The organism is Proteus columbae, assembly GCF_009914335.1.
Lineage (GTDB): Bacteria > Pseudomonadota > Gammaproteobacteria > Enterobacterales > Enterobacteriaceae > Proteus.
In genome coordinates, this window is the sequence record NZ_CP043925.1 from 2,130,760 (window position 1) to 2,143,897 (window position 13,138).

Below are 13,138 nucleotides of genomic sequence, written 5' to 3' on the forward strand. Positions count from 1 at the left end.
CGCATTTAGTATGGACTCTTCATTTCCGCCATTCTACTTGATGAACAGATTCAATAAAAGAGCTTACTTGAGTGATAGGAGATTTCTATACACAATTTAACGAAATATCGTTATATCATAAGGTTTATGATACTCTTTTTTTTAACTAATAACGAATTAAAGGAATGTCTCAGCTATGCGTTCACGCTTTTTTTCAACCAAACAACTCCTGCGCCTTATCCCGCTAACGGCGTTGTTGCTGAGTGCCTGTAATCTAAATCAGATAAAGACTCAAGGTTCGGCATCTGATAATGATGTGCAATGGCAAGCTCGCCAACAAGCATTAAAGAAAATTTCACAATACGAAACCCGAGGCGCTTTTGCCTATATTGAAGATACTAATAAAACCTATGCCCGATTCTATTGGCAAGACAAAGCGGATGAGCGTTATCGCTTATTGTTAACCAATCCTTTAGGTACAACAGAACTCGATTTAAATGTTATGCCTGGTGTAATTGAAGTTACTGATAATAAAGGAAAAAAATATTATAGCGATAACCCTGCTGAGATGATCTACCAACTTACAGGTATGGTTATTCCACTGAAAAATCTGCGTGCTTGGCTTGTGGGTTTACCAGGTGATGCAACTGATTTCGAGTTAGATGCTAATCATTTATTAAAATCTGTCACATTACCTGCACCTGAAGGCGATTGGATTGTGACTTACCAAGCTTATGATTCAAGTACCACACCCAACCTGCCACAACGCCTTGAGCTAAAACAAGGTGAACGCACTATTAAATTAAAAATGGATAACTGGGATATACAGCAATGACACTAAGTTGGCCTTCTCCTGCCAAATTAAATCTTTTTCTCTACATTACGGGGAAACGCCCTGATGGTTATCACAATCTGCAAACGTTATTTCAGTTTTTGGATTATGGCGATACATTAACCATTACACCTCGTGATGATACCCAGTTAACTATCTTGACGCCGATTGATGGCGTAGAAGATAAAGATAATTTAATTATTAAAGCCGCTAAATTACTGCGTGATTATTGTCAGCAACATAATATTGCTTTGCAATATCACGGTGCAGATATCAGTGTTGATAAAAAACTGCCTATGGGAGGTGGTTTAGGTGGAGGCTCCTCTAACGCGGCAACCACCTTAATTGCACTTAATTACCATTGGCAAGCCGGTTTAAGTGATGAAACGTTAGCTGAATTAGGCGTTAGTCTAGGTGCAGACGTCCCTGTTTTTGTAAAAGGTCATGCAGCGTTCGCCGAAGGCGTTGGTGAAATTTTGACCCCCGCAGAGCCAAAAAAGCAATGGTATTTAGTCGCACATCCCGGAATTTCCATTCCAACACCGACAATCTTCACAGATCCAGAATTAAAACGTAATTCTCCTATTCGCTCTCTTGGCGCATTATTAAAGGCTCCGTTTGCAAATGACTGTGAAATGATCGCAAGAAAACGTTTTCGTGAGGTTGAATATCTGCTTTCGTGGCTGTTAGAATATGCACCGTCACGCTTAACTGGGACAGGTGCCTGTGTGTTCGGCGAGTTCGACTCACAAGTTGCCGCCAGTGAAGTGTTAATTAACGCCCCTGAGTGGGTGCATGGATTTGTAGCGCAAGGCGTCAACATTTCTCCTTTGCATTTATTCCGCTCAAGGATACCTGTGTTATTGCACCCGTAAGATGATGTTTACAAACCCTATGTTCATAAACACGTTCTTTACAGGTCAACAATATCTCTCTCTGGACGCAAGCCTGAGGTTTTTCTCGTGCCCGATATGAAGCTTTTTGCTGGTAACGCAACCCCGGAACTGGCTCAACGTGTTGCCAACCGACTCTACACTAGCCTAGGAGACGCGGCTGTAGGTCGTTTTAGCGACGGTGAAGTCAGTGTGCAAATCAACGAAAACGTACGTGGTGGTGATGTATTTATCATTCAATCAACCTGCGCACCTACTAATGATAATTTAATGGAATTAGTGGTCATGGTTGACGCATTACGTCGAGCTTCCGCTGGTCGTATCACTGCTGTTATTCCTTACTTCGGTTATGCCCGTCAGGATCGCCGTGTTCGTTCAGCCCGTGTTCCTATTACGGCAAAAGTTGTTGCGGATTTCTTATCTAGTGTAGGCGTAGACCGTGTTTTAACCTGTGACTTACACGCAGAACAAATCCAAGGGTTCTTTGATGTACCGGTTGACAATGTCTTCGGCAGCCCGATTCTTTTAGAAGATATGCTTCAAAAAGATTTGGACAACCCTATTGTTGTTTCTCCAGATATTGGCGGTGTTGTTCGCGCTCGTGCTATCGCTAAACTTCTGAATGACACTGATATGGCTATCATTGATAAACGTCGCCCTCGCGCTAACGTTTCTCAAGTTATGCACATTATTGGTGACGTTGCTAACCGCGACTGTATCCTTGTTGACGATATGATCGACACAGGCGGTACATTGTGTAAAGCAGCTGAAGCGCTGAAAGAACGTGGTGCTAAACGTGTATTTGCTTACGCAACTCACCCAATCTTCTCTGGTAATGCTGTTGAGAACATCAAAAGCTCTGTTATTGATGAAGTGGTTGTCTGCGATACAATTCCGTTATCAGCAGAAATCAAAGCATTAAATAAAGTCCGCTCATTGACCCTTTCTGGCATGCTGGCTGAAGCAATTCGTCGCATTAGCAATGAAGAGTCAATCTCTGCAATGTTTGAACATTAATTTGTTATAACATTCATTGCAATTTGAGATAACTAAACCCGCTATAGCATTTGTTATAGCGGGTTTTTTGATGTTTTTTTCTAGATTAAGATAATTTTAGGCAACAAAAAACCCGTTATCATTAAACGGGTCTATAGGTGTGTATTACAACGCATAATGGCAACTATTATTCACTTAACATCAGTTTTTAATTTCTTGTTATTTTTATCTATTCTGATATTCATTTGTGATAATAACATTATGGATAACGGTGATTGTCATGACGACGATAACGTTCATCATGGTTACGTAACCACCAATATCTTTCTGCTATTGTTTCTCTACCACCAATACGGGCGCCTGCTAACCAAACTAGAGCACCAATAAAGATCCCCATTAAAGAGATATCCGCTAGAAATTCAGGGAGCCCTAATGGGAAAATATGGCTAAGAAGCGTATAACCAAGACTACCGAGCATCACAACCATCCCCGTAGCCATACATAAATTACCAACTGCAAATGCATGTTTATATTTCATGTTGCACCTCCAAGCGCGTCGTCAGACGATTCAACAACAAAATACATCGAATAACCTTTTATTCTTTGCAGTTATTATAGCCATAAATACTAAGAAGTTATTGTCGAAGGGATCACATCGCTCCGAAATTTATTGATAATTCTTAACAAAAAATGTGTTTTTTTCTTTCAAAAGAATAAAACAGCACCGATTTTGTTATATTCGCTCTTTTTGTTAAATCAAAAAGTTAACATTTCCTCTGCTTATCATTTCAAAAAACATTCTATGTAATCTATTTTGTGCTTCTGAGCTTAGACAGGTAAACTATGGGCTTTCTTTTAAGACGATAACAGTGAAAGGCTATTGTGAGTAAAATTAAACTTATCGTCGGGTTAGCAAACCCCGGTGCAGATTATGCCCAGACTCGTCATAATGCGGGTGCTTGGTATGTTGATTTATTGGCTCAACGTCATCAACAATCTCTAAAAGAAGAGAGTAAATTCTTTGGTTATACCGCGCGTATTAATTTGAATGGTAATGATGTTCGATTATTAGTGCCTACCACTTTTATGAATTTAAGTGGTAAAGCGGTACAAGCAATGGCAAATTTCTATCGCATTGAACTTGATGAAATTTTAGTTGCACATGATGAACTCGATTTACCACCTGGTGTTGTCAAAATGAAGTTAGGTGGTGGTAATGGCGGTCATAACGGATTAAAAGATATTCAAAGTAAGTTTAGCAATAATCCAAATTTCTATCGTTTACGCATTGGCATTGGTCACCCGGGTGATAAAAATAAAGTGGTTGGCTTTGTATTAGGCAAACCGCCAATAAGTGAACAAAAATTAATTGATGATGCTATTGATGAAGCACTTTCGTGTACAGATATTTTAATGCGTGATGGTTATGAGAAAGCAATAAACCGCTTACATAGCTTTAAAGCATAATCATTACATTGATAGATTAAACAATTTCAATATTCAGAGGGTAAAATGCCCTCTTCTTTTGCGCGATTAATCCCTGATGATTTAATCAAACAGGGATTTGTTCTATAATAGCGCCAAATTTTTTTAACAGCACACAACAGGAATACTCCCTCCTGTTGTTTTTATGTGACAAGGTGAACGTTTATGGGATTTAAATGTGGTATCGTCGGTCTGCCTAACGTAGGAAAATCTACACTGTTTAATGCCTTAACTAAGGCAGGTATTGAGGCAGCCAACTTCCCATTCTGTACTATTGAGCCAAACACAGGTGTTGTTCCAATGCCTGATCCTCGCTTAGATAAATTAGCTGAAATTGTTAAGCCGCAGCGTATTTTACCTACAACAATGGAATTCGTTGATATTGCGGGTTTAGTAAAAGGCGCATCTAAAGGCGAGGGTTTAGGTAACCAATTCCTAACTAACATTCGTGAAACTGAAGCGATTGGCCATGTGGTTCGTTGTTTTGAAAACGATAATATCATTCACGTTGCAGGCAAAGTTGATCCTGCTGAAGATATCGAAACTATCAATACTGAATTAGCTCTTTCTGACTTAGATACCTGTGAACGTGCAATGCACCGTAATCAGAAAAAAGCCAAAGGTGGCGATAAAATTGCTAAAGCAGAAATGGAAGTGTTAGAAAAATGCTTACCGCATTTAGAAAACGCGGGCATGTTACGTGCTTTAGATTTAACTGAAGAAGAAAAAGCGACTATTCGTTATTTAAGCTTCTTAACGTTAAAACCAACAATGTATATTGCAAACGTGAATGAAGATGGTTTTGAAAATAACCCTTACCTTGAAACCGTTCGCAAAATCGCAGAAGCAGAAGGCTCTGTGGTTGTTCCTGTTTGTGCCGCTATTGAGGCTGATATTGCTGAATTAGAAGATGCTGAGCGTGAAGAGTTTATGCAAGATTTAGGCATCGAAGAGCCAGGTTTAAACCGTGTTATCCGTGCAGGTTACGCATTACTGAACTTACAAACTTACTTCACTGCGGGCGTTAAAGAAGTTCGCGCATGGACAATACCAGTAGGAGCAACAGCACCACAAGCTGCAGGTAAAATCCATACTGACTTTGAGAAAGGCTTTATCCGCGCTCAAACTATCGCTTATAACGATTTTATTACTTATGGCGGTGAGCAAGGCGCAAAAGAAGCTGGTAAAATGCGCGCAGAAGGTAAAGAGTATATTGTTCAAGATGGCGATGTGATGAACTTTTTGTTTAATGTGTAAGTATCTTAATTACAAAAGCGACATTTTCTTAAATAAAAACCCAAAAGTTGATCTCCAGCTTTTGGGTTTTTTATGCTTTTGCATTAAATAAGTATTATCTCCACTGTGGTGGTATCATCTTATTAAAAACAGAGCCACAGTATTGTTCTCCATATGCTCTCATTTGGAAAAAAAGACCGGTTGTTTCATGACCATTTGTCAATAAATCAGATATAAATTCATAATAATGATTGCCCATTAAATTTTTATTTAATTCATTAGCTTTACGCACTAATGCATAAGCATAGAGTTTCAATGATAGAGGCGACACGTTCCCTATACCAAATACATCGTTAGATGCATATTTAACAAATATAATTGCAAGGCACAGTAAGTAATTAGACTTTTCGCTATCCGCTAATCCATTCAATTCAAAAATGTCACATATTTGTTGATAATGTTCATTTTTGAGTGATGTCATGAAAAGATTGCTCTTTTGTCTATCTATTAATTCATCTAAAACCGAATAAATTTTAACGTTCTCATTATTATGAATATCACTTAATTTGTCTTCAAACTGAATTGGATTACCAACAAAAGCAGAATAGAATTTTTCAGCGTAGTCGCCAAATTTTGATGCTAGTTTGTTAAATTTCTCAGTAAGAGCAAAAACACTATAATTCTCTTTGAAGATCTTAAAGTCATCATTAAATAAAACACCATTATTGATTTTATTAACCTCCTGACGCTTTTCATTGATATAAAGAAAAAATGAATTCCACTGTGTATCTGCTTTTTTAATGTCAGCAAATAGCATTTTATTTAATTCGTTATAGCTCGTCACCATCGTTTTATTTTCATTAATAATAATTATATTATTAGCGTCTTTATTATCCCAATCAACCTTTTCATCATTAACAGTTTTATGCTTTTCATAAAAGGATCTTACCCTTTCTAATTTAAGATATTTATCATATAAAGTTCTAGATTTTTCTTGAATATCTAATTCTTTATGATAAAGAGCGACTGCCATTAAATTAATAAATTTTTTATTATTTTTCAATAGGAAATCATCCTGTTCTTGATCATTAAAAAACTTGGAAATAATATCCAGATATAACGATACGTGCTTTAGTGCTATATGTTTTTTATTATTATTAGTTATAGTTAATTGATCAAGCAAAGATTTAACAGAATCTCTAATCTCTTTATCTTCCAAATAATATTCTTTTGAAAAAATGTAATCCAGAAATGAGTCAATATGTTGTACATTTACATAATTTTTATCCCAATAATGCACTGCTTTGATTAATTCCTTGACGAGATTTATTTTAATATCAGAATATTTATCATCAATACTTCTGAGAGTATTAAGTATTGCTTTCTTAGCCGGATCATCAATTATTTTTCCACCTACACACGCTCTATCCATATATTTTATATTTTTAAATTTTATTTGCGCATCATCAAGCTTGGCATTCGAAAAATCAGCATCATTTGCCTTGATTTTAGTTCCACTCAAATCACTATTTGTAAATTTCGATCCCTCCAAAAAATAACTACTTAAATCAACATCGGAAAGTTCATAATTTGAAAAATCCATATTTCTTTTAGAGAATTCATAATGAAATTTTTTTAAAGTTTCAAAACCTTTATGCCTAATATCTTTATCTTGATATGTTTTTCTTTGCTCAATTCCAGCTAATTTTCCAAGCAGTTTTTTGTATTTAATGGCTTTATTTATATTAAGTTCTTTATCCTTCTCTTTATAACAGAAATTACACTCAGCAGTTGTTAATTTTATATTCAATATCTTTCTTGCGAAAGATAAGTTCTTAAAAGAAGGATGATAATCTGCCAGATCAACAGCGGCTGTAGTATCCTTAGCCAAATGAGCCTTTAGATATGTAAATACTATATTCATAATGGTAACCTATATAATTAACTATGTATCATAAGTGACGATAACAATTATTTATGATTTCTACTTTTATAAAGCAACCACCATCAAAATAACTTAAAAGAAACCATTCAAATAACTTTATAAAATAATCACCATACACATCTAAAAAATAGTAAATTATCATTAGTATTTTAATAACAATAAAAACATTTGAATTTTTTATTCACTAGACTAATAATTAAATTGATAGTCAATTAATGACCATCTTTATCAAATAAGGATCAGTTGTATTATGAATTATAATTTAAGCCATAATATGCGAGATAATAGCGATATAGCCCCCAATAAAAGCGATAGTTGTCAATGTAACCAAGAAATAATAACAAATCTAAATAATTATATTAATAATCATCCCGAATGTACTATTTATCAGAATTCATTAATGAGCAGCTTAATTGCCGGCGTTTATGATAGTGATGTGACTATTGCTGATTTATTAAAACAGGGTGATTTTGGTTTGGGCACCTTTAATCAACTTGATGGTGAATTAGTTGCTTTTGATAACAACGTTTTCCAATTACGTTCTGATGGTAGTGCCCGTAAAGCATTAGACTCTCAAAAATCCCCTTTTGCTGTGATGACCTTTTTTAATTCTGATATTGAGCATTCGTTTTCTTACGGCACCTCACAACAAGAAATACATAATACAATCAATCAGTATGTTCCTTCCGATAATCTTTTTTGTGCAATTAAAATTGAAGGCGAATTTGAATTAGTCAAAGCACGTACTGTTCCTCGCCAAGAGCCTCCTTACCTTCCCATGTTAGAGGCAATAAAAAATCAACCTATTTTCACGTTTCATAACGAAACCGGTATTATTGCAGGCTTTCGTTCACCACAATTTACTCAAGGAATAAATGTTGCTGGTTTTCATGAACATTATATAAATCAACAACGCCAAGGTGGTGGTCACGTTCTCGATTACTACTTAAAGAAGGGCACATTACAAATCAGTATCATTTCCCGCCTTACCATTGGATTACCCAGTCAATCCGCTTTCCTTCAAGCTAACTTAATGCCAGACGATCTCCATCATGCAATAGAACAAGCCGAAAATTAATTCAAAAACACTTCACTTTATTCTCAAGACAATTTTTTTATTCACTTGCAAAATCAAAGAAGGTTATATGAATACTCCTCATTGGAAATGTGGTGCAGATTTAGTCGTCAAACAATTAGAACAACATGGCATTAAACAAGTATTTGGTATTCCGGGTGCAAAAATCGATCGTGTATTCGATTCGCTTGTTGATTCAAATATTGAAACTGTGGTTGTTCGTCATGAAGCGAATGCGGCATTTATGGCAGCCGCAGTTGGACGTTTAACGGGTAAAGCGGGAGTCGCTATCGCTACATCAGGGCCAGGATGTTCTAATCTTGCAACAGGCATTGCAACGGCAACTTCTGAAGGTGATCCGTTAGTCGCATTAGGCGGTTCAGTAAAATCGGCGGATAGATTAAAACTGGTTCATCAGAGTATGGATACAGTTACCATGTTTAATCCTATTACTAAATTTTGTGCTGAAATTGATTCCTCAAAATCAATCTCTGAAACAATGGTCAATGCGTTTCGTCATGCAGAATCAGGAAGACCTGGCTCTGCTTTCTTAACATTTCCAATGGACATTTTAAATAATGCTGTTGATAGCCCAATATTAGTGCCTAAATCTAAATTTAATCTGGGTGGAGCAAACAATGATGCAATAAAAGAAGCGGTTACCTTATTATTAATGGCAAAAAACCCTGTCATTTTATTAGGTTTGCAGGCGAGTTATCCTGATAATGCATTATCACTGCAAAAACTACTCGATATTTGCCCTCTCCCAATTGTGGGAACTTATCAATCAGCAGGCGCTATCGCTCAACGCCATTTTCCTTTATTTGCTGGTCGCATAGGTTTATTTAATAATCAGCCAGGCGATGAATTACTTTCCCATGCTGATTTAGTCATTACGTTAGGTTATAGTCCAATCGAATATGAACCTTCATTATGGAATCACAATAATGCCAATATTATTCATATTGATGAAATTCCAGCTGAAATAGATCTAGCTTATTGCCCTGATTTAGAATTAACCGGCAATATCAAATTAACTCTCGATAATTTAACTCAGCGTTTCGCTAAACAATCCACATCTCAAATTACACTCTCAAATAACACTCGTCAGGTTTTAGAAAAAATTCGCCAGCAAAGAGAAACGCTGCAACAAAATAGTTATTTTAGGCAAGGTAGTCCTATTCACCCTTTAACCATTATTCATGAGATGCAAGATATTATTGATAACGATGTCACTCTCTGTATTGATATGGGAAGTTTTCATATCTGGTTAGCTCGTTATCTTTATAGTTTTAGAGCAAGACAAATGCTGATTTCTAATGGCCAACAAACTATGGGTGTTGCATTGCCGTGGGGTATTGGTGCTTCTTTTGTTCGTCCTTCTGACAAAATTATTTCTGTTTCTGGTGATGGTGGCTTTATGCAATCATCCATGGAATTAGAAACTGCGGTTCGTCTAAACACCAATATCTTGCATATAATCTGGGTTGATAACGCTTATAATATGGTTGAGATGCAAGAGCAGGAAAAATATGGTCGTTATTCAGGTGTGAAATTTGGCGCAATTGATTTTAAACGTTACGCGGAATCCTTCGGAGCTAAAGGGTTTTCTGTTGAATGTGCATCTCAGTTACGTTCAATATTACATGAAGCAATGGCTGTTGATGGCCCTGCTGTTCTTGCTATTCCTGTCGATTATAGTGATAACGCTAAATTAATGGAACATATTGATTATAATTTGATTATTTAGCATGATACGGAACTAATCACAAAGAAGCCCCCAATAAGAATTAAATCAAAACACAAAGCCACTACAAATGAGCTTTGTGTTTTTTTAACGAAAACTTCTCATATTTGGCTTCCAGCCATATTCTAAATTTAAAAATATTTCTTATTTAAATCGAGTCCAATATATTGTCACATATCGATTAAATATTATATCTAATTCCTATGTTTAATAACGGCAATAACTTATCTAACTTCTCTTTGTGTGGAGTGCATTATAACTATCTTTAAACATTTCAAAGTCTTTGTTAAATAATTCATAATAATTGGTTTGTTCAATAAGTTTACTTTTATCTTTGATATAAAGAGAAAATTTATTCCAACTTGCATTCATCCCCTTCTCATCAGAAAATAACATATTTATTAGATTTTCATGACTAATCATTATCGTTTTATTACCACTTACAATAATATAATTGATATTTTTCTTATCGCTCCAGTCAACTTTTTTATTATTCCCAAAATTTTCTTTTTTAACAAAGCCTTTTATTCCTTCTATTTCAAGATACTTATTGTATAAGGATCTCCCTTTTTCCTGAATAGCTAAGTCATTATGATAAACAGTCAATGCCATCAATTTAATGAAACAACCATTTTTTCTCACCATGTATTCTTTGATTTTTTCATTATCAAGTTCACTGATTAGATCTAAAATAAAGGATAAAGCACCAGAAGAGAGCTTATTAGAATACATGTTAAACCCATCCCTTAAATACTTAATATCTAATAACTTTTTAGCAAAATCTTTAATAACTCCATCTTCCAAATAATATTTCTTAGATGTTATATTATCGATTATTGAATCAATAGGAAATGATTCTAATTTCATCTCACCACTATTATTTATTGACTCTATAATCTGTTTTACAAGTTTTATTTTTATTTTTTTGTATTTATCATTTATTGTATTTAATGTATGAAATAATGTATTACCACTTAACTTTTCGTTTAAGAGATAATCACTTTCAATTTTATTAAAAGATTTAGCTTTAAAATTAAATTCGACACCATCGAGATTGGCATTTGTAAAATCAACATTACTTAGATTAGAAACTGAAAAATCAAATTGAGTATCTTTGAATTCTCTATTTTTAAAATCTTTATTTCTATTACTCAATGTGATGGCCGTATTTTTTATTTCACAACTTAATAAGTTACGTGAAAAAGAAATATTATTTAAAGATGGATTGTTATGTGTCAAATCAGGCGCAGATAATGCTCTATTAGATAAATGTGATTTTAAATATTGCAATACATTAACCATGATGTTCCCCTATGTGATTATATCAAAGTGGATTAAATAGTTTTAATCTGTTTTATATTGATGTCATAAACACTATAAAAATCATTAATCAAATAAGCTATAATAAAAGGAACAACATTAAGATTTAAAAATATTATAAAATCATTGTTGTTTATAGTTACCGCGCTAACCATCAGCTTATCAACAGCACAGGCAGCAAACCCGCCTTGACAAAATTCCGTACAATACAATAGTAAACATGAAATGTTGGAAATCACACCGAGCCAAATTTGATATGTATGCCAATGAAGTTGCAGGTACCGCCCTATATTACAGAAAGATCCTCGTCTTCAAATAGTTGGAATGCTACTACTTTAGTTAGTAGTACTGATGTTGCATTCCATAGCGATTATAGAGATCAATATTGTAAAATGGAGTTTAAATATAAATTAGGTTATATCCTCTTGTTTATCTTATAAACAGAATAAATTGTATTTACTCTTGTCTAGCCTAATAATAACAACATTTAGAATCATCCAACTCACTAATACAGTGCAATTAATCACAAGGTGAATCATCATGTCACAATTACCACTTCCTTCTTCTCATGCTCGATTTATTGCTCTTCGCCTTCCCCCTAATGAGGATGTGATTATGGCATTACGACAGATGATTAAAGAACAAAACCTGAAATCGGCATTTATTGCAGGTTGTGTGGGTAGTTTAACAGATGTGGTATTACGTTTTGCAGGACGTGAAGAAAATCGCTATCTTACGGGTAAATTTGAAATTGTTTCACTAATTGGAACATTAGATGACCAAGGTGAACATTTGCATTTAGCGGTTTCAGATGAAAATGGATTAATGTGTGGTGGACATATGATGCCAGGTTGTACAGTGCGCACAACGCTAGAACTCGTTATTGGTGAGTTAGAGCAAGTGACTTTTAGCCGTCAGCCTTGTGAACACTCTGGTTATAAGGAGTTGGTCATCACACCGCGTAAATAGCCTTTTTATAAAAAGAGCGTTATTGATGCAAAATAATAAAACCAATAGTCACTATCCTTTGTAAAGGTTTTTAAACTATGTCTACAACTCCTCTAATTTCGAGCCGTACTCTTGTGCTCATTGTTGTTTCTATTGCAATAAATATGATCGGTGGTCAAATCACCTCAATGGTCAAACTTCCTATCTTTTTAGATTCCATCGGTACGCTTATCTGTGCCTTATTAGGTGGTCCATGGGTTGCATTATTTACTGGATTATTAACCAACCTGTTATGGGGATTAATTAGTGGCCCAATGGCTGCTGCATTTGCACCTGTTGCCATGATGATAGGATTAAGTGCAGGTTTATTAGCGCGTGCTGGTGGTTTTCGTTCATTAACTCGAGTTATTGGCTCAGGTATTATTATTACTTTAGCGTTAATGATTGTCGCTGTTCCAATTCGGACTTATTTATTTGGTGGTGCCACAGGCAGTGGCGCAGATTTCTTTGTCGCTTATTTTCATGCGGTTGGTGAAGGGCTTATTGAATCTGTTGCAATTACTGTTTTAGGTGCAAATCTCGCCGATAAAATATTATCAGCAATTATTGCTTGGTTATTAGTACGTCAATTACCACAAAAAACACAACGCAACTTTCCTGCAATGGCTAAGGTTCGCTAATA

Annotated in this window: 12 protein-coding genes; 9 read left to right on the forward strand and 3 right to left on the reverse strand. The window is 35.2% G+C overall.

Going from position 1 to position 13,138, the window contains the following annotated elements; genetic code table 11:
- The first annotated feature begins 175 nt into the window (after window positions 1–175).
- From lolB to prs, 3 genes are all read left to right on the forward strand, one after another.
- Window positions 176–814, forward strand: coding sequence for a lipoprotein insertase outer membrane protein LolB (gene lolB, locus F1325_RS10200; protein WP_109372209.1), 639 nt, complete (start codon window positions 176–178; stop codon window positions 812–814).
- Window positions 811–1,686 carry a 4-(cytidine 5'-diphospho)-2-C-methyl-D-erythritol kinase gene (ispE, locus tag F1325_RS10205; RefSeq protein ID WP_109372208.1) on the forward strand — a complete coding sequence of 292 codons (876 nt, stop codon included), beginning with the start codon at window positions 811–813 and terminating at the stop codon, window positions 1,684–1,686. Before lolB ends, ispE begins: the two co-directional genes overlap by 4 nt.
- 87 nt (window positions 1,687–1,773) lie before the next feature.
- The gene (gene prs / locus F1325_RS10210; RefSeq protein WP_036912921.1) at window positions 1,774–2,721 is read left to right on the forward strand and encodes a ribose-phosphate diphosphokinase; all 948 of its coding nucleotides are present in this window, start codon (window positions 1,774–1,776) and stop codon (window positions 2,719–2,721) included.
- 238 nt (window positions 2,722–2,959) lie between these two features.
- On the opposite strand, the gene ychH is transcribed toward prs, so the two are convergent.
- A complete protein-coding gene (ychH, locus tag F1325_RS10215; RefSeq protein WP_072068239.1) occupies window positions 2,960–3,238 on the reverse strand; it encodes a stress-induced protein YchH in 279 nt (92 codons plus the stop codon).
- A 344-nt stretch (window positions 3,239–3,582) separates the two neighbouring features.
- Between ychH and pth the strand changes: the two genes are divergently transcribed.
- Both pth and ychF read left to right on the forward strand, forming a co-directional pair.
- Window positions 3,583–4,167, forward strand: a complete 585-nt coding sequence (gene pth, locus F1325_RS10220) for an aminoacyl-tRNA hydrolase (RefSeq protein WP_109372207.1) — start codon at window positions 3,583–3,585, stop codon at window positions 4,165–4,167.
- A gap of 183 nt (window positions 4,168–4,350) precedes the next feature.
- Entirely contained in the window at window positions 4,351–5,442 is a 1,092-nt protein-coding gene (gene ychF / locus F1325_RS10225; protein WP_023582042.1) for a redox-regulated ATPase YchF, read from the forward strand.
- A gap of 94 nt (window positions 5,443–5,536) precedes the next feature.
- On the opposite strand, the gene F1325_RS10230 is transcribed toward ychF, so the two are convergent.
- Window positions 5,537–7,345, reverse strand: a complete 1,809-nt coding sequence (locus F1325_RS10230) for a pentapeptide repeat-containing protein (protein ID WP_160230400.1) — start codon at window positions 7,343–7,345, stop codon at window positions 5,537–5,539.
- Between the two features lie 295 nt (window positions 7,346–7,640).
- Between F1325_RS10230 and budA the strand changes: the two genes are divergently transcribed.
- Both budA and alsS read left to right on the forward strand, forming a co-directional pair.
- A complete protein-coding gene (budA, locus tag F1325_RS10235; RefSeq protein WP_406588709.1) occupies window positions 7,641–8,444 on the forward strand; it encodes an acetolactate decarboxylase in 804 nt (267 codons plus the stop codon).
- A 67-nt stretch (window positions 8,445–8,511) separates the two neighbouring features.
- Window positions 8,512–10,191: an acetolactate synthase AlsS gene (gene alsS, locus F1325_RS10240; protein WP_160230402.1), complete on the forward strand. Its 1,680-nt coding sequence runs from the start codon at window positions 8,512–8,514 to the stop codon at window positions 10,189–10,191.
- Window positions 10,192–10,416: 225 nt separating this feature from the next.
- Here the strand turns inward: alsS and F1325_RS10245 are convergent, their stop codons facing one another.
- On the reverse strand, window positions 10,417–11,490 hold the full coding sequence (locus tag F1325_RS10245; RefSeq protein ID WP_160230403.1) for a hypothetical protein: 1,074 nt from the start codon (window positions 11,488–11,490) through the stop codon (window positions 10,417–10,419).
- A 558-nt stretch (window positions 11,491–12,048) separates the two neighbouring features.
- Here F1325_RS10245 and F1325_RS10250 point away from each other — a divergent pair.
- Window positions 12,049–12,477 carry a PPC domain-containing DNA-binding protein gene (locus F1325_RS10250; RefSeq protein WP_160230404.1) on the forward strand — a complete coding sequence of 143 codons (429 nt, stop codon included), beginning with the start codon at window positions 12,049–12,051 and terminating at the stop codon, window positions 12,475–12,477.
- A gap of 77 nt (window positions 12,478–12,554) precedes the next feature.
- A complete protein-coding gene (locus F1325_RS10255) occupies window positions 12,555–13,136 on the forward strand; it encodes an ECF transporter S component (RefSeq protein ID WP_109372201.1) in 582 nt (193 codons plus the stop codon).
- The last annotated feature ends 2 nt before the right edge of the window (window positions 13,137–13,138 follow it).